Origin of the sequence: Streptomyces echinatus, assembly GCF_014203595.1 — a bacterium.
Taxonomy (GTDB): Bacteria; Actinomycetota; Actinomycetes; order Streptomycetales; family Streptomycetaceae; genus Streptomyces; species Streptomyces echinatus.
In genome coordinates this window covers 303668-323757 of the sequence record NZ_JACHJK010000001.1, presented here as the reverse complement: position 1 = coordinate 323757, position 20090 = coordinate 303668, and the positions used below count along the sequence as shown (strand labels likewise).

Here is a 20090-nt window from a genome sequence, read left to right as displayed (position 1 = left end):
CCGCACCGGGCACAGGATGTCGGGTCCGGCACAGTGGGTCTTCCCTAGCGTGGAGATCAGTAAGGGAAGGACGGCCAGGGGTGCTGGAGCGGCTAAATCAGGCCATGGACTACATCGAGGACCACCTTGATGAGCCTATCGACGCGGCCGAGCTGGCCCGTATCGCCATGACGTCGGAGTACCACTTCCGGCGGATGTTCTCCGCGCTGGCGGGGATCCCGCTCTCCGAGTACATCCGCCGCCGCCGGCTGACGCTCTCCGGGGCCGAAGTGCTCGCCGGGGAGCGGACGCTGCTCGATGTCGCGGTGCGGTACGGGTACAGCTCGGGCGAGGCGTTCGCGCGTGCCTTTCGCGCCGTGCACGGGGTCGGACCCGGCGAGGCGCGGCGGACGGGTGCCGCGCTGCACTCCCAGCCCCGGATGTCCTTCCGGCTGATCGTCGAAGGGAGCAGCAGCATGCGGTACCGGGTAGTGGAGAAGGACGGGTTCAGGCTCATGGGCAGGGGGACACAGGTCCCGCTGGTCTACGAGGGGATGAACCCGGCCATCGTGGAGTTCGTCAAGAGCATCGGCAAGGAGACACTGGGGCGCTGGGAGGAGTACGTGGACGGGGAGCCCGCCGGTGTCGTGGCCGCTGTCAGCAACCACTCCGCGGACGATGCGGAGGGCACCGAAATCGACTACTTCCACGGGGTGGTGAGCGACGCGGAGGTGCCCGGCGCTTCGGAGAGCCTTGACGTCGAGCCGGGGACGTGGGCGGTGTTCGAGTCCTCGGGCGAGTTTCCGCTGGCGGTGCAGTACCTCTGGCGGGATGTGTACACGCAGTGGTTCCCGTCGAACCCGTACCGGAGCCGGCCGGGTCCATCACTCTCGCGCACGCGGGTGTCCGAGGACGGTACGCACGCGGACGCGGAGGTTTGGATTCCGGTGGAGCGAGTCGGCGGCTGAACCCCGACGCCGGCTACGGCTTGCCGAGTCGCCCGCCGTATTCGTACAGCCGCTTGTTCGGCTTACGCCCCCGCGAATGATCGAGGTTCGGCCGTGACAGGAGGCGGGCCGTGCGGGTTCTTCGAGTGTGATCAAGAAGCACATCCGCACGGCCATGTCCCATCCTTCCCTCTGCGGTCTGTCGTGCCACCATCTCGGCGAGTTGATCCAAGAACTCGCGCCACGCTGGCAAGCACGCTGTGAGTCCGGACGGCACGAGCGGCGCCGGGGCGCCCGCCGACGGCACCGGGGAGCCGGGCCGAACTGTGAACTGTCCTCCACCGACCGGGTGCTGGCCACCTTGGTCCACCTGCGCACCCGTCTGACCCACGAGGCCCTGGCCGTGATCTACGAGGTGGGATCATCCACCATCGGCCGGGCAATCAGTGAGATTCGCCCACTGCTGGCCGCGCGTGGTTTCGCCGTGCCCGGTCGCTCCGGGTTGCGACTGCGCACCCTGGCCGATGCGTTCGCCTACGCCGAAGCGGAGAACGTCACGCTGCGGATCGACGGCACCGAGACCCAGGTGCGACGTCCGCAGGCGCACCGTCCAGGACGGCGGGCGTTCGTCTCCGGCAAGCGCCGCCAGAACACCATCAAGACCACCACGATCAGCGACCAGCAGGGACGCACCCTGTACTCCGGCGCAGTGCGGCCCGGCCGCATGCACGACCAGACCGCGATCCGCACCGAGGGCATCGCCGAGCAGCTCCGCCTCCATCCGGACGCTAAAGCCGAAGTAGACGAGGGCTACCGCGGTCTGGCCAACGAGTTCCCCGGCCAGATCAGCGCCCCGCCACGGAAGCCGAAAGACATCGACAACACGCCGCTGACCGAGCGGTACGGGTGGCGCGAGCTGCGACGCCGGCAATCTTCCCGCCGGCTCTGCGTCGAGCACACCAACGCCGAGCATCGGCAGTGGCGGCCCCTCCAGCGGTACACCGGACGACGCGAGGACTACGGCGAGATCCACCTGGCCGTCGCCGGCCTGGTCTCCGACCGCGCCGCCCGGCGCATCACCCGACACCAGCAGAGCACCGAACTCGTACTTGCCCGCACCATGACCCGCTGAGCAACCCGCCCAGCCGAACCCCAGGCCGGTACGCCCAGATATCAATCGTGGGGCAGGCCGTAAGCCACGCCCACCCCCTCTCCGGCCTCTGAGCCCGCGTCCCCTCGCCGGCCTCTGAGTCCATTGGGCGTGGTCAGGGGCTGGCCGTGGGCTGCTGGATATCAGGGGCTGGCCGTGGGGGGCTGGATGTCAGGGGCGCTGGATTTGAGGGGGCAGGCTGCTGGGGGCCGCTGAGTGCGGGCGCTGCGCGCCGGGCCGTTGTGTGTGGTGGGGGCCCGTGGCCGGGCCGGGTGGTGTGGAACCGTCCGGCCCGGCGAACGGGTCAGGCGGGCTGGAGTACGCAGGTGCCGACCACGTAACCGGTGACGCCGCTCTTGGTGACCTTGACCCAGCGGGTGCTGGTGATGCCGCAGGCGGTGTACGAGCCGCCGTAGTACATCTGGCACGGCGACGACGCGGTCTGGCCCTTGTTCAGCTGGGCGAGGGCCGTGCCACTGGTGCTCGTGCGGTCGCGGATGATCACGGTCTCCAGGGCCTTCGCCGTGCAGCTCGCCGCTGACGCGTTCGTCGCGGCGACGGCGGGGGTGCCCGCCACCAGCGTGGTTCCGGCCAGCGCGGCGGCCGCGAGGGACGCCCCGAGAATTCGGCGTGCGTGCATGTCCGATGCTCCTCCCGTTGATTGGCGCGGGCATGCCACCCGCGCACCCCGGGGGCAGCCTAGGTCTTCTCGTGGCCGGTCACGATCCGGTTTCGGGATGCGGGCAGGGGGTTGTCCCTCGCCGTGTAATCGATTCCAATCTCCTGCAGCGGGTGTGTAATCGATTCCACGAGGAGGTGGAGCCGGCGATGGCGAGCATCAAGGACGTCGCCGCGGCGGCCGGGGTTTCCGTGGCCACCGTGTCGCGGGTGCTGAACGAGCACCCGTCCGTCAGCGCCGACGCCCGCACGCGCGTGCTGGCCGCCGTGGCCGACCTGGGGTACCGGCCGAACGCCGTCGCCCGGTCCCTGCGGACCGACCAGACCCACACCCTCGGGCTCGTCATCAGCGACGTGCTGAACCCGTACTTCACCGAGCTGGCCCGCTCCGTCGAGGAGGAGGCCCGGGCGCTCGGCTACAGCGTCATCATCGGCAACGCCGACGAACGGCCCGAGCTGCAGGACCACCACGTGCGGAACCTGCTCGACCGGCGGATCGACGGGCTGCTCGTCTCCCCGACCGACGGCGGCTCGCCCCTGATGCTGGACGCCGCGCGCGCGGGCACCCCGATGGTGTTCGTGGACCGGTGGATCCCCGGGGTGGACGTGCCGGTCGTACGGGCCGACGGGCGGGCGGCCGTACGGGATCTCGTGGCGCATCTGTACGGGCTCGGGCACCGGCGGCTCGCGATCATCGCGGGCCCCGCCGCCACCACGACCGGCAGCGAGCGCGTCGAGGCCTTCCGGGCCGCCCTGGCCGAGCACGGGCTTCCGCTCCCGGACGCCTATACGGGCCAGGGCGACTTCCAGGCGGAGAGCGGGCGGCGGGTCACCGAGGGGTTCCTGGACCTGCCCGAGCCGCCCGAGGTCGTCTTCGCGGCCGACAACCTGATGGCGCTCGGCGCGCTGGACGCCGTACGCGCGCGTGGGCTGCGCGTGCCCGACGACATCGCGCTGGCCGCGTTCGACGACATCCCCTGGTTCGTGCACACCGATCCGCCGGTCACCGCGATCGCCCAGCCGACGGGCGAGCTGGGGCGTCTCGCCGTACGCGCGCTGGTCGACCGGATCGAGGGGCGCCCCCCGCGCTCCGTCACCCTGCCCGCCCGGCTCGTCGCGCGCCGCTCGTGCGGTGAGCCGGCCACCCCCACACCGTCCCTCTCCCCAGTGCAAAGGAGCACGTCGTGAGCAACCCGGACGAGTTGCTGCGCATCGAGGGCATTCGCAAGACCTTCCCCGGCGTGGTCGCGCTCGACGGCGTCGACTTCGACCTGCGCCGGGGCGAGGTCCATGTGCTGCTCGGTGAGAACGGCGCCGGCAAGAGCACGCTGATCAAGATGCTCTCCGGGGCCTACACACCCGACTCCGGGCGGATCCGTGTCGACGGCCGGGAGGTGCGCATCCATGGCGCGCAGGACGCCGAGCGGCTCGGGATCGCCACCATCTACCAGGAGTTCAACCTGGTGCCCGATCTGACCGTGGCCGAGAACATCTTCCTGGGCCGGCAGCCGCGCCGCTTCGGGATGATCGACCGCAAGCGGATGGAGGCCGACGCCGAGGGGCTCCTCGCGCGCGTGGGTGTCGACGTCTCGCCACGCGCGCGCGTGCGGGAACTCGGCATCGCGCGGCTCCAGATGGTCGAGATCGCCAAGGCGCTCAGCCTGGACGCGCGCGTGCTCATCATGGACGAGCCGACCGCCGTGCTCACCTCGGAGGAGGTCGAGAAGCTCTTCGCCATCGTGCGGTCGCTGCGCGCGGACGGCGTGGGGGTCGTCTTCATCACGCACCACCTGGAGGAGATCGCCGCCCTCGGCGACCGCGTCACCGTCATCCGGGACGGCCGCAGCGTCGGGCAGGTGCCCGCCGCCACGCCCGAGGACGAACTGGTACGGCTGATGGTGGGACGGTCCATCGAGCAGCAGTACCCGCGGGAGCGGCCCGAGCGGGGCGCCGCGCTGCTCAGCGTCGAGGGCCTCACCCGTGACGGGGTCTTCCACGACGTCAGCTTCGACGTGCACGCCGGGGAGGTCGTCGGCATCGCGGGGCTCGTGGGGGCCGGCCGGACGGAGGTCGTACGTGCCGTGTTCGGCGCCGATCCCTACGACGCCGGGAGCGTGCGGGTCCTGGGTGACCGGCTGCGGCGGCATGACGTGAACGCCGCCATGGCGGCCGGGATCGGGCTCGTGCCGGAGGACCGCAAGGGCCAGGGGCTCGTGCTGGACGCCTCCGTCGCGGAGAACCTGGGTCTGGTGACCCTCCGTTCGGCGACCCGGGCCGGGCTCGTGGACCGCCGGGCGCAGTACGCGGCGGCCGAGCGGATGGCCGGGCAGCTGGGGGTGCGCATGGCGGGCCTCGGGCAGCACGTGCGGACGCTGTCCGGCGGCAACCAGCAGAAGGTCGTCATCGGCAAGTGGCTGCTGGCCGACACCAGGGTGCTGATCCTGGACGAGCCGACGCGCGGGATCGACGTCGGCGCCAAGGTCGAGATCTACCAGCTGATCAACGAGCTGACCGCCGCCGGGGCCGCCGTACTGATGATCTCCAGCGATCTCCCGGAGGTGCTCGGCATGAGCGACCGGGTGCTGGTGATGGCCCAGGGCCGGATCGCCGGTGAGCTCTCCGCCGACGAGGCCACGCAGGACGCGGTGATGTCCCTCGCCGTCAGCACTCCCACCACCGAGAAGGAGGCCCCCCGTGGCCACTGACACGCTCAAGAGCGAGCCGGGCGCGGGTGGCGCCCCCGGGGCCCTGCGCCGGCTGCTCCTCGACAACGGCGCGCTCACCGCGCTGATCGTCCTCGTCATCGCCCTGTCGGCGCTGTCGGGTGACTTCCTGACGACGGACAACCTGCTCAACATCGGTGTCCAGGCCGCCGTCACGGCCATCCTCGCCTTCGGCGTGACCTTCGTGATCGTCTCCGCGGGCATCGATCTGTCCGTGGGTTCGGTGGCCGCGCTGTCGGCGACCGTGCTGGCCTGGAGCGCGACGCAGCACGGGGTGCCGGTCGCCCTGGCGGTCATCCTCGCCGTCGCCACCGGTGTCGCGGCCGGCCTGGTGAACGGTTTCCTCATCGCCTACGGCAAGCTGCCGCCGTTCATCGCGACGCTGGCCCTGCTGTCGGTGGGCCGCGGTCTCGCCCTGGTGATCTCGCAGGGCTCCCCCATCGCCTTCCCCGGCTCCGTCTCGCACCTCGGGGACACCCTCGGCGGCTGGCTGCCGGTGCCGGTGCTGGTCATGGTGCTGATGGGGCTGATCGCCGCGTTCGTGCTCGGGCGGACCTACATCGGCCGGTCCATGTACGCGATCGGCGGCAACGAGGAGGCCGCGCGGCTGTCGGGCCTGCGGGTGAAGCGGCAGAAGCTCGCCATCTACGCCCTGTCCGGGCTGTTCGCCGCGGTCGCCGGCATCGTGCTGGCGGCCCGGCTGTCCTCGGCTCAGCCGCAGGCCGCCGACGGCTACGAACTGGACGCGATCGCCGCGGTCGTCATCGGCGGCGCCTCGCTGGCGGGCGGCACCGGCAAGGCCTCCGGCACGCTGATCGGCGCGCTGATCCTGGCGGTGCTCAGGAACGGTCTCAACCTGCTGAGCGTGTCCGCCTTCTGGCAGCAGGTCGTGATCGGTGTCGTGATCGCGCTGGCGGTGCTGCTGGACACCGTGCGCCGCAAGGCCGGGGCGACTCCGGTGGCCGCGGGCACCGGCGGGCCCAAGGGCAGGCAGGCGGTGACGTACGCGCTCGCCGCCGTGGTCACCGTCGCCGTCGTCGGCGCCACCTCCTTCCTGCACGGCGGTTCCTCCTCGTCCACGAACCCGAGGCTGGGGCTGTCCCTGTCCACGCTCAACAACCCCTTCTTCGTGCAGATCCGGGCGGGTGCCCAGGCCGAGGCGGAGAAGCTGGGCGTGGACCTGACCGTCACCGACGCCCAGAACGACGCCTCCCAGCAGGCCAACCAGCTGCAGAACTTCACCAGCTCGGGCCTGGGCGCGATCATCGTCAACCCGGTGGACTCGGACGCGGCCGGCAACTCCGTCAAGGCCGCCGACAAGGCGCGGATCCCGGTCGTCGCCGTCGACCGGGGCGTCAACAAGGCCTCGGTGGACACCCTGGTGGCCTCCGACAACGTCGCCGGCGGTGAACTGGCCGCGAAGACCGTCGCCGAGCGGCTCGGCGGCAAGGGGAAGATCGTCATCCTCCAGGGGCAGGCGGGCACGTCGGCGGCCCGGGAGCGGGCGGCCGGGTTCGCCCGGGGGCTCAAGGCCTACCCGGGCATCCAGGTGCTGGCCCAGCAGCCGGCCGACTTCGACCGCACCAAGGGCCTCGACGTGATGTCGAACCTGCTCCAGGCCCATCCGGACGTGCAGGGTGTCATCGCGGCCAACGACGAGATGGCCCTCGGCGCGATCAAGGCGCTCGGCTCCAGGGCCGGGAAGTCCGTGCAGGTCGTCGGCTTCGACGGCACCCCGGACGGACTGACGGCGGTCAAGGACGGCACGCTGTACGCGTCGGTCGCCCAGCAGCCCAGCCAGCTGGGCCGGATCGCCGTGGACAACGCCCTGAAGGCGGTCCGGGGCGACAAGGTGGAGCCGATGGTCAAGGTGCCGGTGAAGGTGGTCACGAAGGACAACGTGGCCGGCTTCAGCGGCTGACACGGACGGACGGGCGGGTGCCTCCGGGGGACTTCCCGGGGGCGGCCCGCCCGGCGTCATCTCTCAGGGGAGTCAACTGATGTACGACTACGACCTCCTGGTCGTGGGATCGGCCAACGCCGACCTGGTGATCGACGTCGAGCGGCGGCCGGCCGCCGGCGAGACGGTGCTCGGCGGCGACCTGGCCGTGCACCCGGGCGGCAAGGGCGCCAACCAGGCGGTCGCCGCCGCCCGGCTGGACGCGCGCACGGCCCTGCTGGCGCGGGTCGGCGACGACGGCCACGGCCGGCTGCTGCTCGACTCCCTGCGCGCGGCCGGGGTCGACACGGCGGGCGTGCTGGTGGGCGGGGCCCCGACGGGCGTCGCGCTCATCACCGTCGACCCGGAGGGCGACAACAGCATCGTGGTGTCGCCGGGCGCCAACTCCCGTCTGACGCCCGCGGACGTCCGGGCGGCCGCGCGCCTCCTGCACACCGCCCGGGTGGTGTCGGCGCAGCTGGAGATCCCGCTGGAGACGGTCGCGGAGGTGGTGCGGAACCTGGCGCCGGGCAGCCGCTTCGTGCTGAATCCGTCGCCGCCGCGTGAGCTGCCCGCGGAGGTGCTGGCGGCCTGCGATCCGCTGATCGTCAACGAGCACGAGGCGCGGGTGATCCTCGGTGACGCCCGGGTGAGCGGGGAGCCCGCGGACTGGGTGCGGCTGCTGCTGGCTCAGGGGCCGCGTTCGGTGGTCGTGACGCTGGGCGCGGAGGGGGCGCTGGTGTGCGACGGCCGGGGCGTGACGCGGGTGCCGTCGGTGCGGGTGGGCGCGGTGGACACGACCGGTGCGGGCGACGCGTTCACCGCCGCGCTGGCCTGGAGGCTGGGTGCGGGTGCCGGTCTGGCTGAGGCGGCGGCCCACGCGGCGCGGGTGGGCGCGGCGGCCGTGACCAGGCGGGGCGCGCAGGAGTCGTATCCGACGGCGCAGGAGGTCGAGGCCCTGTGCGGCGCCGTGCCGGACGCCACCGGGAGGGCTGCCGGCGGAGCGCCCGCCGCGGGTGAGCGGGGCGGGTCGCGGTGAAGAAGGCGGGGATCCTCAACCGCCGGCTGGCCGGTGCGCTGGCCGGGCTGGGGCACGGCGACGGGGTGCTGGTGTGCGACGTGGGCATGCCGGTTCCGGACGGGCCGCGTCTGGTGGACCTCGCCTTCCGGGCCGGTGTCCCGTCCTTCGCGGAGGTGCTGGACGGTCTGCTGGCCGAGCTGGTGGTGGAGGGCGCCACGGCGGCGGAGGAGGTACGGGCGGCGAATCCGGCGGCTACGGAGCTGCTGGAGGGCCGCTTCCCGGGGCTGGCCCTCGTCCCGCACGAGCGGCTCAAGGAACTGTCGGCGGGGGCGCGGCTGATCGTCCGTACCGGCGAGGCCCGGCCGTACGCGAACGTGCTGCTGCGCTGCGGGGTGTTCTTCTAGGGCCCGTCCTGCCGGCCGGACTTCGGTGCGGGCCGCGCACGGACGCGGCGGGACCTCGCCGGAGCGGGGCCCTGCCGGGTGTCGCGGAGGCCGCTGCCGACTACCAGGTGGTGGGCAGGTAGGTGTAGCAGTAGGCGGACCTGTTCCCCTGGTGCGAGGCGTCGTTGGGCATGTTGGAGCCGGTGTAGTACGGGTCGCCGTGCGACATGATCGCGTTCCCGGTCCTCGGGCCGACGGTGCCGTCCTGCGTCAGCCCCATCTCACCCTGGAACTCCTTGATGGCCGCCTGGGTGGCGGGCCCGAACGTGGAGTCCTCGGCGATGGTCGGCGCGTCCGAACCGGATGTGGCGAGCCAGTAGTTGATGTTGTGCTGGACGCACCACACCGCGGCGCCGCCGTTCGGCTTGCCGGAGCCGATGTAGGCGGCGCCCGTGCTGGCGCCGGCCGAGGTGGCGGCGCCCATCAGCGCGGCGCCGGTCAGAGCGGCGGCCACACCGCTCCTGACGATCGTGGACTTGAGGCTCATCAGGATTCCCCCGTGTGCGAGTCGTGCTGCCCGAACCTCTCGGGCGATCACGAGACTCGCAGAAGATGATCATGAAATCAACGCGTGTAGCTCTCGGCGTGTCGCGGTGTTCGTCCTGGTCGGCCGCGTGGGCCCGGATGCTTCGAGGGGGCGTCTCCGGCCCGTCGGCCTGGACACGCCCCCTCGGTTTTCCCCTCCCCCGCCGGAACCCGATTCCCCCCCGGGGTCCCCCGTGGTTCCGACGACAGATACGACACGAAAATCGCGGGAAGGGTTGCACGGTCCGCCGAGATTTTTCGCGGGGCGGCGGACCGCTAGCGGATCACGTGCTCCACGAACCGTTCCGCCGTCCGAGCCAGCACCTCCCGCCCGTCCCGGGTCCACAGCCGCTCGTTGAACAGCTCGACCTCGATGGGGCCGGTGTAGCCGGCGGAGTCCACGAGGTTCTTCCACTGCCGCATGTCGATCGCGCCGTCGCCGAGTTGGCCGCGGCCGTTGAGGACGCCCTCGGGCAGCGGGGTGGTCCAGTCGGCGAGCTGGACGGCGTGGATGCGGCCCGCCGCGCCCGCGCGGGCGATCTCGGCGGGGGCCCGGTCGTCCCACCAGACGTGGTACGTGTCCACGGTCACCCCGACCTGGTGCGCGGGAAAGCGCTCGGCCAGGTCCAGGGCCTGGCCGAGGGTGGAGACCACACAGCGGTCGGCGGCGAACATGGGGTGCAGGGGCTCGATGGCGAGGCGTACGCCGTGGTCCCCGGCGTAGGGGGCGAGTTCGGCGAGCGCGTCCGCGACACGTTCGCGGGCCGCGCGCAGGTCCTTGGAGCCCGGCGGGAGGCCGCCCGAGACCAGGACCAGGGTGTCCGTGCCGAGGGCGGCCGCCTCGTCGACCGCTCGGCGGTTGTCGGCCAGGGCCGCCGCGCGTTCGCCCGGGTCGAGGGCCGTGAGGAAGCCGCCGCGGCACAGGGTCGTCACGGTCAGCCCCGCGTCGCGGACCAGCTTGGCGGCCGCCTCCACGCCGTACGCCCGGACCGGCTCCCGCCACAGGCCCACCTGGCCGACGCCCGACGCACGGCAGGCGTCGGCCAGTTCGGGGAGCGACAGCTGCCTCACCGTCATCTGGTTGACGGAGAAGCGGGCGAGGTCCGTGCTCATGGCGTCACTCCGTGCAGCGAGAGAAGGGTCCGCATGCGCTCCTGCGCGAGCTCCGGGTCCGGGAACAGGCCCAGGGTGTCGGCGAGTTCGTAGGCACGGGCGAGGTGCGGCAGGGAACGGGCCGACTGGAGGCCGCCGACCATCGTGAAGTGCGACTGGTGGCCCGCGAGCCAGGCGAGGAAGACCACGCCCGTCTTGTAGAAGCGGGTGGGCGGCCGGAAGAGGTGCCGGGACAGCTCGACGGTGGGGTCGAGGAGGGCGCGGAAGCCCTGGGCGTCGCCGGTGTCCAGGGCCCGTACCGCCTCGGCCGCGAGCGGGCCCAGCGGGTCGAAGACGCCGAGCAGGGCGTCGCTGAAGCCCCGTTCGTCGCCCGCGATCAGCTCGGGGTAGTGGAAGTCGTCACCGGTGTAGCAGCGCACGCCCCGCGGGAGGCGGCGACGCAGGTCGATCTCGCGCCGGGCGTCCAGGAGGGAGATCTTGACGCCGTCCACCTTGTCCGGGTGGGCGGCGACGACCTGCAGGAAGGTGTCGGTGGCGGCGTCCAGGTCGGAGGAGCCCCAGTAGCCCTCCAGTGCGGGGTCGAACATCGGGCCCAGCCAGTGCAGGATCACCGGCTCGGCGGCCTGGCGCAGGAGGTGGCCGTAGACCTCCAGGTAGTCCTCGGGGCCGTCGGCGGTGGCGGCCAGTGCCCTGGACGCCATCAGGACGGCCTGGGCGCCCGCCTCCTCGGCCACGGCGAGCTGCTCCTCGTAGGCCGCGCGGATCCCGGCGAGCGTGCCGCCGGTGATCTGGTCGGTGCCGACTCCGCAGGCGATCCGGCCGCCCACGGCGCGCGCCTCCGCCGCGCTGCGCCGGATCAGCTCGGCCGCGCCCGCCCAGTCGAGGCCCATCCCGCGCTGGGCCGTGTCCATCGCCTCGGCGACGCCCAGCCCGTGGGACCACAGGTGGCGGCGGAAGGCGAGGGTGGCGTCCCAGTCGACCGCGGCGGGCGAGTCCGGCGAGACGTCCGCGTACGGGTCGGCCACGACGTGGGCCGCCGCGAAGACGGTACGGGAGGTGAAGGGGGTGCCGGGCGCGACCGCCAGGGGCTCGGTGCGCGGCTCGTGGCGGCGCAGGGTGCCGTCCGCGGCGGGGAGACGGATGGTCACAGGGCGATCTCCGGTACGACGATGCGGCGCCCCTCGACGGAGGACTTCAGGCCCAGCTCGGCGAGTTGCACACCGCGGGCGCCGGCCAGCAGGTCCCAGTGGTAGGGGGCGTCGGCGTAGACGTGCTTGAGGAACAGCTCCCACTGGGCCTTGAAGCCGTTGTCGAACTCGGCGTTGTCGGGCACCTCCTGCCACTGGTCACGGAAGACCTCGGTGACCGGGAGGTCGGGGTTCCACACGGGCTTGGGGGTCGCTCCGCGGTGCTGTGCGCGGCACCTGCGCAGACCGGCCACGGCCGACCCCTCCGTGCCGTCGACCTGGAACTCCACCAGTTCGTCGCGGTGGACGCGCACGGCCCACGAGGAGTTGATCTGGGCGATCGTGCCGCCCTCCAGTTCGAAGATGCCGTAGGCGGCGTCGTCGGCGGTGGCGTCGTAGGGCTTGCCCTGTTCGTCCCAGCGCTGCGGGATGTGGGTGGCGGCCAGGGCCTGGACGGACCTCACCCGGCCGAACAGCTCGTGGAGCACGTACTCCCAGTGCGGGAACATGTCGACGACGATGCCTCCGCCGTCCTCGGCCCGGTAGTTCCAGGACGGGCGCTGGGCCGGCTGCCAGTCGCCCTCGAAGACCCAGTAGCCGAACTCGCCGCGGACGGAGAGGACGCGGCCGAAGAAGCCGCCGTCGATCAGCCGCTTCAGCTTCCGCAGTCCCGGCAGGAAGATCTTGTCCTGGACGACGCCGTGCCTGACGCCCCGGTCCCGGGCGAGGCGGGCGAGGGCGAGGGCACCGTCGAGGCCGGCGGCGGTGGGTTTCTCGGTGTAGATGTGCTTGCCGGCCGCGATCGCCTTGGTGAGGGCCTCCTCGCGGGCGGAGGTGACCTGGGAGTCGAAGTAGACGTCGACGGCGGGGTCGGCGAGTACGGCGTCCAGGTCGGTGCAGACGTGGTCGAGGCCGTGCCGTTCGGCGATCTCCCGCAGTGCGTGCTCGCGCCGGCCGACCAGGACCGGTTCGGGCCAGAGCACGGTGCCGTCGCCGAGGTCGAGGCCGCCCTGCTCGCGCAGGGCGAGGATCGACCGGACTAGGTGCTGGCGGTAGCCCATGCGCCCGGTCACGCCGTTCATGGCGATACGCACCGTCTTACGTGTCACGTCAGTCCCCTTCGTGGGCGCCGGACGCCCCGTTGAGTAGCCGCGTCGATCGCGTAGCAAGCGCTTTCCCGTCAGGGGAAGCTAGCCCTCCGGACCGGGTCCGTACAAGACCGTGTCCGCTTCGAGTTGTTCGAGGGGGCGAACAACCGGGAGTCATGGCCTTAAGGTCTGCTCGGAACCAGGACCCATGCCTGGCTGTCTACGAGGGCGTACCAGCCGTCTGTGAAAGACGTAGGACGAGATGCGCGACCGGAGGACGACGAGATGACGGTGACCCTGGCGGACGTGGCGGCCCGCGCCCAGGTCTCCCCCGCGACGGTGTCGCGCGTGCTGAACGGCAACTACCCGGTCGCCGCCTCCACACGCGAGCGGGTGCTGCGGGCGGTGGACGAGCTGGACTACGTCCTCAACGGCCCCGCCAGCGCGCTCGCCGCGGCCACCTCCGACCTGGTGGGCATCCTCGTCAACGACATCGCCGACCCCTTCTTCGGGATCATGGCGAGCGCGATCCAGGCCGAGATCGGCGGGCCGGGCGGGCGTGCGGGCGGGGAGCGCCTGGCGGTCGTCTGCAACACCGGCGGGTCGCCGGAGCGCGAACTGACGTACCTCACCCTGCTGCAGCGGCAGCGGGCCGCGGCCGTGGTGCTGACCGGCGGGGCCGTGGAGAAGGCGCCGCACGCGGCGGCGGTCGCGACGAAGCTGCGGAAGCTGGCCGAGGCCGGGACGCGGGTGGTGCTGTGCGGGCGCCCGCCGTCGCCGGACACCCAGGCCGTCGCGCTGACCTTCGACAACCGGGGCGGGGCCCGCGCGCTCACCGGCCACCTGACCGGCCTCGGCCACCGGCGGCTCGGTTACATCGCCGGGCCCGAGGAGCGGACGACCACCCGGCACCGGCTGGAGGGCCATCGCGCGGCGCTGGCGGCGGCCGGCATCGAGGAGGACGCCGGCTGGACGGTGTACGGCCGCTATGACCGGCGGTCCGGCTACGAGGCCACGCTGGAGCTGTTGCGCCGCGATCCCTCCCTGACGGCGATCGTGGCCGCGAACGACTCCGTCGCGCTGGGCGCCTGTGCCGCGCTGCGCGAGTCCGGGCTGCGCATTCCGGAGGACGTCTCGGTGGCCGGGTTCGACGACCTGCCGTTCAGCATCGACGCGGTGCCCGCCCTGACGACGGTCCGGCTGCCGCTGGCGGAGGCGGGGGCGCGGGCCGGCCGCGTGGCGATGGGCCGCGAGGAGCCGCCGCCCGGGGGGATCGCCTCGGTGCGTGGGGAGTTGATGGTACGGGGGTCCACGGGGGTGCCGCGGAGTTGAGGGCCGTTGCGGGGGGGTTCCGGCGGTTGCCGGGTGCGGGTCGGTGGTGGCTGGGCGCGCAGTTCCCCGCGCCCCTTGTGGGGGGCGTGTCGTCTCTTGTCTGAGGCGTGGACGTGGTGGTGAGGGCGGGTTACGCTCGCGGGATCTCTGACTCAGTCAAGCATCCGGGGGCGATCATGACCGTCCAGGACATCCGCGCGTTCAACCGGTTCTACACGGGGCTGATCGGCGCCCTCGACTACGGGCGCCGGCTGTACGCGCCGTACACCCTCACCGAGTCCCGCGTGCTGTACGAGCTGGCGCACGCCCCTTCGCTCGACGCGGCCGACCTCCGTGGCCTGCTCGGTCTCGACGCCGGGTACCTGAGCCGGATCCTGAACCGCTTCGAGGAGGCCGGGCTGATCGCGCGCGGGCCCTCGGAGAGCGATCCGCGCCGGCGCCGGGTCACCCTGACCGCGGCCGGGCAGGAGACCGCCGCGCTGCTGGACGAGCGGGCCCAGGACACCATCGGCGCGCTGCTCGACGGCGTGGCCCCCGGGGACCGGTCCCGGCTGGCCGAGGCCATGCGGACCATCCAGGACATCCTCGGGGAGGAGAAGCGGCCCGAGGGGGGTGTCGGACTGCGGGAGCCGCTGCCCGGGGAGCTGGGCTGGATCGTGCAGCGCAACGCCGCCCTGTACACGGCGGAGTACGGGTGGAACGCCGAGTACGAGGGGCTCGTCGCCCGGATCGTCGCCGACTTCGCCGAGGACCACGACCCGCATCTGGAGCGGGTCTGGATCGCCGAGCTGGCGGGGCGGCCGGTGGGGTGTGTGATGTGCGTACGGGACGACGCACCCGGCACCGCGCGGTTGCGGCTGCTGCTAGTCGAGCCCGAGGCGCGCGGGCACGGCGTCGGCGACCGGCTGGTGCGGGCCGTGATCGACTTCGCCCGCGGGGCCGGCTACCGCGACCTGGTGCTGTGGACCAACGACGTGCTGAGCAGCGCCCGCCGCCTCTACCTGCGGCACGGCTTCGTCCTCGGCACCGAGAAGCCGCACCGTTCCTTCGGCAAGGACCTCGTCGGGCAGGACTGGCGGCTGGAGTTGCATGGACCCGGCGACTGAGGGGTACCTAGGGTGCCCATGAAGCTCGCTTTCTCCACTCTCGGTGTCCCCGGCCTGCCCGTCCCTGAGGTCCTGGCGCTCGCGACCGCCCACGGCTATCACGGCGTCGAGCTGCGCGCCCATCCCGAGGAACCGGTGCATCCTGGCCTGTCCCCCGCCGAACGCGCGGAGACCGCGGCCCTGTTCCGGGCCGCGGGCGTGGAGGTGCTGGGCATCGCCGGGTACACGCGCGTCGCCGCCCCGGGCGAGGACGCGCCCGTCCTTGCGGAGATCCGGGACCTCCTCCAGCTCGCCCATGACCTGGGCGCGCCCTTCGTCCGGGTCTTCCCCGGTGCCGACCCGGACCTGCCCCGCGAGGAGTCGGAGGCGGTCGCCGCGCGGCGGCTCGGCACGGCCGCGGAGGACGCCGCCGCGCTCGGGGTCCGGATCCTGCTGGAGACCCACGACTCGCACCGCACCGGGGCGGACGTGATCCGGATCCTCGGTCCGGTCGGGCACCGGCAGGTGGGCGCGCTGTGGGACGTGATGCACACGTGGCTCGGGGGTGAGCAGCCGGCGGAGACCTGTGCGGCTCTCGCTCCGCATCTGGGCTATGTCCAGGTCAAGGACATCGCCTCGGCCGAGGACACCGCGCCGCTGCCGCTCGGCGCGGGGGTGCTTCCGCTCACCGAGTGTGTGGATGTGCTGTCCCGGCGGCTGTGGGACGGGTGGCTGTGCTGGGAGTACGAGAAGCGCTGGTACGAGTCGGCTGCGCCGCTTCCGGGGCTGTTGAGTGGGGGGCGGGAGCATGTGCTGAAGGTGTTGGGGGAGACGGCGTAGAGGGACGCGGGGGGGGTGGGGGCCGGGTAGGAAGTCCGTCGGCTGCGGGTGGTGTGTGGCTGGGCGCGCAGTTCCCCGCGCCCCTTGCGGGGGCTCGGGACCGTCGTCGGGTCAGCGTCGTGTGTGGCTGAGCGCGCAGTCCCCCGCGCTCCCTGCGGGGGCTCGGGGTGGTGGGGTGGTGGGTAATTCGTTGGCCGGGGAGTTGGGGCGCGGGTAGCCTCCCCCCGGTGATTCAGCCGTCGGGGCCGTGTGCCCGCTCTCGCTCATGACCCTCACTCGCTCGTTCGTCGACGTACGGCCGCTGCGCACCTCGCCCCCGTTCCGGCGGCTGCTGATCGGGCGGACCGTGTCCGTGCTGGGCGGGTTCATGACCATGGTGACGGTCATGTACCAGGTGTGGGACAGAACCCACAGCACCGCCTGGACCGGTGCGGTCGGCCTCGCGCAGGCCCTGCCGCTGGTGGCGTTCGGGCTGTTCGCGGGGGCGTGGGCGGACCGGGCCGACCGGCGCCGGGTCTTCCTCGTCGCCACCGTCGGCCAGGCGGCCTGCTCCCTGCTGCTCGCGGTGCAGGGCTTCACCGGACACGTGCCGGTGGCCGCGGTGCTGCTGCTCGTCGCCGTGCAGTCGGCCTTCGGCGCGCTCGGCGCCCCGGCCGCCGGGGTGTTCCTGCCGCGGCTGCTGCCCAGGGAGCAGGTGGCCGCCGGGCTGGCGCTGCAACAGGTGACCGGCCAGTCGATGATGCTGCTCGGCCCCGCGCTGGCCGGTGTGCTGCTGGGCTGGTTCGGTATCGGCGTCTGCTATCTGCTGGACGCCCTCAGCTTCGGCCTCGCCTTCTACGGCGCCTTCGGGCTGCCCGCGCTGCCGCCCGAGGGCGAGCCGTCCCGGGCGGGGCTGCACGGGGTGCTGGACGGGCTGCGGTTCCTGGCCGGGCACCAGGTCGTGCGGGGCGCGCTGATCACCGACCTCGCCGCCACCGTGCTGTCGTTCCCGGTGAGCCTGTTCCCGCTGGTCAACGCCGAGCGGTTCGGCGGCGACCCGCGCACGCTCGGGCTGTTCCTGTCGGCGCTGGCGGTCGGCGGGGTCATGGCGACCGGGCTGTCCGGCGCGCTGACCCGGCTGGGCCGGCCGGGTCCGGTGATGCTGAGCGCGTCCGCCACCTGGGGCGCCGCCCTGGTCCTCTTCGGTCTGTCCGGCGACCCCTGGACCGGGCTCGCCCTGCTGGTGGTCGCCGGGGCGGCGGACGCCACGGCGGTGGTCGCCCGCTCCACTCTCGTGCAGACCCGCACCCCGGACGCGCTGCTCGGCCGGGTCACCGCGGCCGAGCAGATCGTCGGCCAGGCGGGCCCGAACCTCGGCAATGTGCGCGGCGGCCTCCTCGCCGGCTGGACCTCCGGTGTGACCTCCCTGGTCACGGGCGGTGTGCTGTGTGTGCTGGCGGTCGCCGCGGTGGCCACGGCGACGCCCGAACTGCGCGCGGCAGGCAGGCCGGCCACGGAACCGGACGGAGCGTGAGCGGCGGGCGCGCTCTGCTTCGGGCGCCGGGCCCGAGGCCTCCGGTGGTGGTCGCCGAGAGCCCCGTCGGCCGACGGCGGGCAGCGCCGCGAACGCCTCGTGGAAGCCGGGGAACGTCTTGCGTACGCAGCCGGGGTCGCCGTACGTCAGCCCGGGCGTGCGCAGGCCCGTCACGGCGAAGGACATGACGGGGCGTCCAGGGGCTGGACGCGCCCCGTGAATACGCGGTCGGCGGCGGCTTCCTGGTTACTGTGCATTCCCTTGACGGAAAGAAACTTCCCGGATATTGGTGACTCCTCGGAAGTTTCCTTCAGCGGTTCTCCTCTGGAAGGAGCGCACGTGCACGACACCAGCACGGGAAGCGGCACCGGCACGGGAAGCGACACCGGCACGGGAAGCACCGCACGGCCGTCCAGACGTGCCGTCCTCGCCGCGACCGCGGGCCTCACCGCCGCGCTGACCGTACCGACGACCGCCCACGCCGCCCCCCACGACGACCGCCGGCTGCGCGCCCTGATCTCCCGTATGTCGCTGGAGGAGAAGGTCGGCCAGCTCTTCGTGATGCGGGTCTACGGCCACTCCGCCACCGCCCCCGACCAGGCCGACATCGACGCCAACCTGAAGGAGATCGGCGTCCGCACCGCCGCCGAGCTGATCGCCAAGTACCGGGTCGGCGGGATCATCTACTTCACGTGGGCGCACAACACCCGCGATCCCCACCAGATCGCCGGCCTGTCCAACGGCATCCAGCGGGCCTCGCTGGACCAGCCGCGCGGCCTGCCGGTGCTCATCGCCACCGACCAGGAGCACGGCGCGGTGTGCCGGGTCGGCGAGCCCGCCACCCTCTTCCCCGGTGCGATGGCGATCGGTGCCGGCCGCTCCCGCTCCGACGCCCGGACCCTCGGCCGGATCTCCGGCGCCGAGCTGCGCGCGATGGGCATCAACCAGGACTACTCCCCCGACGCCGATGTGAACGTCAACCCGGCCAACCCGGTCATCGGGGTCCGCTCCTTCGGCGCCGATCCGGACGCGGTCGCCGGACTGGTCGCCGCCGAGGTGAAGGGCTATCAGTCGGCCGGGGTGGCGGCGACCGCCAAGCACTTCCCCGGCCACGGGGACACCGCCGTCGACAGCCACTACGGCTTCCCGGTCATCACGCACAGCCGGGAACTGTGGGAGGAGCTGGACGCGGTGCCGTTCCGGGCCGCGATCCGGGCGGGCATCGACTCCATCATGACCGCGCACATCCAGTTCCCGGCCCTGGACGGGTCCGGCGACCCGGCCACCCTCTCCCGCCCGATCCTCACCGGCATCCTGCGCGGCGAACTCGGCTACGACGGGGTCGTGATCACCGACTCCCTCGGGATGCAGGGCGTACGCACCAAGTACGGCGACGACCGGGTGCCGGTGCTCGCGCTCAAGGCCGGCGTGGACCAGCTGCTCAACCCGCCCGCGCTCGACGTGGCCTGGAACGCGGTGCTGAAGGCCGTCCAGGACGGCGAGCTGACCGAGGCCCGGCTGGACGAATCGATCCTGCGCATTCTGCGGCTGAAGGCCCGGCGCGGAGTCCTCGACCACCCCTGGGCGAGCCCGGCGGACGTCGACCGCACCGTGGGTGTCAAGTCGCACCTGGCCGCCGCCGACCGCATCGCCGAACGCACCACCACCCTGCTGGTCAACGAGGACGGCGTGCTGCCCTTCGACCGCCGCCGGGAGAACCGGCTCCTGGTCGTCGGCGCCGACCCGGCCTCCCCGTCCGGCACGACGGGTCCGCCCACCGGCGTCCTGGCCACCGCACTCACCGAGCTGGGCTTCACCGCCACGGCCCTGTCCACCGGCACGGCGCCCTCAGCCGCGACCATCGACAAGGCCGTCGCGGCGGCACGGGACGCGGACGCGGTGGTGGTCGGCACGTACAACGTGACGGCGGGCAGTTCCCAGCGGACCCTGGTGGACCGTCTCGTGGCGACGGGCAGGCCGGTGGCCGTGGTGGCGATCCGCAACCCGTACGACGTCGCGCAGCTCCCCTCGGCCAGGGCCTGCCTGGCGACGTACTGCTGGACGGACGTGGAGCTGCGCGCCGCCGCACGGGCGATCGCCGGCCGGATGTCGCCCCGCGGGAAGCTGCCGGTGCCGGTGCAGCGGGCGGACGACCCCGCACAGGTGCTGTTCCCGATCGGGCACGGACTGACGTACTGAGAGGCGTTCCGCGGTTCGCCGGAGGGTGAGCCGCGGGGCGCGGCCGGGCGGCGGCCGGGCTTTCCCGCGTGATCACGCCTCGTGCGTGGCCCGTACGGGACCGCCCGGAGCCGCCCCGCGCTGTTTCGGGACCCGCCGCCCCGAGCACGTTCCAGGGCGGGAGGGGTGGGAGTTTCCACGGTCCCCAGGTCCGGCCGGCCCTTGTACAAAACTACGAAAGAAACGGCCCTGACCTGCGGACGCTTTCATGCCTTCCACGCCTGGCCGACTTCACTCGGTTGGCTGTGTACTCCTCGTACAAGTCGCAACGACGCATGGCGGTTGCGGC

The 20090-nt window shown here is 72.7% G+C and carries 17 protein-coding genes; 12 read left to right on the top strand and 5 right to left on the bottom strand.

Annotation, left to right across the window (positions count from 1 at the left end; genetic code table 11):
- The first annotated feature begins 80 nt into the window (after positions 1–80).
- Together FHS34_RS01390 and FHS34_RS01385 are read left to right on the top strand one after the other, a co-directional pair.
- Positions 81–947 carry an AraC family transcriptional regulator gene (locus tag FHS34_RS01390; protein ID WP_184958751.1) on the top strand — a complete coding sequence of 289 codons (867 nt, stop codon included), beginning with the start codon at positions 81–83 and terminating at the stop codon, positions 945–947.
- A 154-nt stretch (positions 948–1101) separates the two neighbouring features.
- Positions 1102–2058, top strand: a complete 957-nt coding sequence (locus FHS34_RS01385; RefSeq protein ID WP_184958749.1) for a transposase family protein — start codon at positions 1102–1104, stop codon at positions 2056–2058.
- A 322-nt stretch (positions 2059–2380) separates the two neighbouring features.
- Here FHS34_RS01385 and FHS34_RS01380 read toward each other — a convergent pair whose 3' ends face one another.
- Positions 2381–2716: a hypothetical protein gene (locus FHS34_RS01380; protein WP_184958747.1), complete on the bottom strand. Its 336-nt coding sequence runs from the start codon at positions 2714–2716 to the stop codon at positions 2381–2383.
- A 188-nt stretch (positions 2717–2904) separates the two neighbouring features.
- Between FHS34_RS01380 and FHS34_RS01375 the strand changes: the two genes are divergently transcribed.
- From FHS34_RS01375 to rbsD, 5 genes are all read left to right on the top strand, one after another.
- Positions 2905–3942: a LacI family DNA-binding transcriptional regulator gene (locus FHS34_RS01375; protein ID WP_184958745.1), complete on the top strand. Its 1038-nt coding sequence runs from the start codon at positions 2905–2907 to the stop codon at positions 3940–3942.
- A complete protein-coding gene (locus FHS34_RS01370; protein ID WP_184958743.1) occupies positions 3939–5459 on the top strand; it encodes a sugar ABC transporter ATP-binding protein in 1521 nt (506 codons plus the stop codon). Before FHS34_RS01375 ends, FHS34_RS01370 begins: the two co-directional genes overlap by 4 nt.
- On the top strand, positions 5449–7398 hold the full coding sequence (locus FHS34_RS01365; RefSeq protein ID WP_184958740.1) for an ABC transporter permease/substrate-binding protein: 1950 nt from the start codon (positions 5449–5451) through the stop codon (positions 7396–7398). The genes FHS34_RS01370 and FHS34_RS01365 overlap by 11 nt, the downstream gene beginning before the upstream one ends.
- A 79-nt stretch (positions 7399–7477) precedes the next feature.
- Complete coding sequence (locus FHS34_RS01360; protein ID WP_184958738.1) at positions 7478–8455, top strand: ribokinase; 978 nt, start codon at positions 7478–7480, stop codon at positions 8453–8455.
- A complete protein-coding gene (gene rbsD, locus FHS34_RS01355; protein WP_184958736.1) occupies positions 8452–8841 on the top strand; it encodes a D-ribose pyranase in 390 nt (129 codons plus the stop codon). Before FHS34_RS01360 ends, rbsD begins: the two co-directional genes overlap by 4 nt.
- A gap of 100 nt (positions 8842–8941) precedes the next feature.
- On the opposite strand, the gene FHS34_RS01350 is transcribed toward rbsD, so the two are convergent.
- From FHS34_RS01350 to FHS34_RS01335, 4 genes are all read right to left on the bottom strand, one after another.
- Positions 8942–9367, bottom strand: a complete 426-nt coding sequence (locus FHS34_RS01350) for a peptidoglycan-binding domain-containing protein (protein ID WP_184958715.1) — start codon at positions 9365–9367, stop codon at positions 8942–8944.
- A gap of 314 nt (positions 9368–9681) precedes the next feature.
- Positions 9682–10518: a sugar phosphate isomerase/epimerase family protein gene (locus FHS34_RS01345; protein ID WP_184958712.1), complete on the bottom strand. Its 837-nt coding sequence runs from the start codon at positions 10516–10518 to the stop codon at positions 9682–9684.
- Positions 10515–11666, bottom strand: coding sequence for a dihydrodipicolinate synthase family protein (locus FHS34_RS01340; RefSeq protein WP_184958709.1), 1152 nt, complete (start codon positions 11664–11666; stop codon positions 10515–10517). The genes FHS34_RS01345 and FHS34_RS01340 overlap by 4 nt, the downstream gene beginning before the upstream one ends.
- Complete coding sequence (locus tag FHS34_RS01335) at positions 11663–12814, bottom strand: Gfo/Idh/MocA family protein (RefSeq protein WP_184958705.1); 1152 nt, start codon at positions 12812–12814, stop codon at positions 11663–11665. Before FHS34_RS01335 ends, FHS34_RS01340 begins: the two co-directional genes overlap by 4 nt.
- Before the next feature lie 264 nt (positions 12815–13078).
- Here FHS34_RS01335 and FHS34_RS01330 point away from each other — a divergent pair, with 264 nt between their 5' ends.
- The 5 genes from FHS34_RS01330 to FHS34_RS01310 all read left to right on the top strand — a co-directional run bounded on the left by FHS34_RS01330 (position 13079) and on the right by FHS34_RS01310 (position 19762).
- Positions 13079–14125, top strand: a complete 1047-nt coding sequence (locus tag FHS34_RS01330) for a LacI family DNA-binding transcriptional regulator (RefSeq protein WP_184958702.1) — start codon at positions 13079–13081, stop codon at positions 14123–14125.
- Positions 14126–14301: 176 nt separating this feature from the next.
- Positions 14302–15231 carry a bifunctional helix-turn-helix transcriptional regulator/GNAT family N-acetyltransferase gene (locus tag FHS34_RS01325; protein ID WP_184958694.1) on the top strand — a complete coding sequence of 310 codons (930 nt, stop codon included), beginning with the start codon at positions 14302–14304 and terminating at the stop codon, positions 15229–15231.
- Positions 15232–15249: 18 nt separating this feature from the next.
- A complete protein-coding gene (locus FHS34_RS01320) occupies positions 15250–16050 on the top strand; it encodes a sugar phosphate isomerase/epimerase family protein (RefSeq protein WP_184958691.1) in 801 nt (266 codons plus the stop codon).
- 265 nt (positions 16051–16315) lie between these two features.
- Positions 16316–17563: an MFS transporter gene (locus FHS34_RS01315; protein WP_184958689.1), complete on the top strand. Its 1248-nt coding sequence runs from the start codon at positions 16316–16318 to the stop codon at positions 17561–17563.
- Between the two features lie 339 nt (positions 17564–17902).
- On the top strand, positions 17903–19762 hold the full coding sequence (locus tag FHS34_RS01310) for a glycoside hydrolase family 3 protein (RefSeq protein ID WP_184958686.1): 1860 nt from the start codon (positions 17903–17905) through the stop codon (positions 19760–19762).
- The last annotated feature ends 328 nt before the right edge of the window (positions 19763–20090 follow it).

What these genes read in the sequence shown, in the direction of transcription:
- FHS34_RS01385 (WP_184958749.1), top strand. Translation starts at nt 1,102, where the DNA reads ATGTCCCATCCTTCCCTCTGCGGTCTGTCGTGCCACCATCTCGGCGAG.
- FHS34_RS01380 (WP_184958747.1), bottom strand. Translation starts at nt 2,716, where the DNA reads ATGCACGCACGCCGAATTCTCGGGGCGTCCCTCGCGGCCGCCGCGCTG.
- FHS34_RS01375 (WP_184958745.1), top strand. Translation starts at nt 2,905, where the DNA reads ATGGCGAGCATCAAGGACGTCGCCGCGGCGGCCGGGGTTTCCGTGGCC.
- FHS34_RS01360 (WP_184958738.1), top strand. Translation starts at nt 7,478, where the DNA reads ATGTACGACTACGACCTCCTGGTCGTGGGATCGGCCAACGCCGACCTG.
- FHS34_RS01350 (WP_184958715.1), bottom strand. Translation starts at nt 9,367, where the DNA reads ATGAGCCTCAAGTCCACGATCGTCAGGAGCGGTGTGGCCGCCGCTCTG.
- FHS34_RS01345 (WP_184958712.1), bottom strand. Translation starts at nt 10,518, where the DNA reads ATGAGCACGGACCTCGCCCGCTTCTCCGTCAACCAGATGACGGTGAGG.
- FHS34_RS01330 (WP_184958702.1), top strand. Translation starts at nt 13,079, where the DNA reads ATGACGGTGACCCTGGCGGACGTGGCGGCCCGCGCCCAGGTCTCCCCC.
- FHS34_RS01325 (WP_184958694.1), top strand. Translation starts at nt 14,302, where the DNA reads ATGACCGTCCAGGACATCCGCGCGTTCAACCGGTTCTACACGGGGCTG.
- FHS34_RS01320 (WP_184958691.1), top strand. Translation starts at nt 15,250, where the DNA reads ATGAAGCTCGCTTTCTCCACTCTCGGTGTCCCCGGCCTGCCCGTCCCT.
- FHS34_RS01315 (WP_184958689.1), top strand. Translation starts at nt 16,316, where the DNA reads ATGACCCTCACTCGCTCGTTCGTCGACGTACGGCCGCTGCGCACCTCG.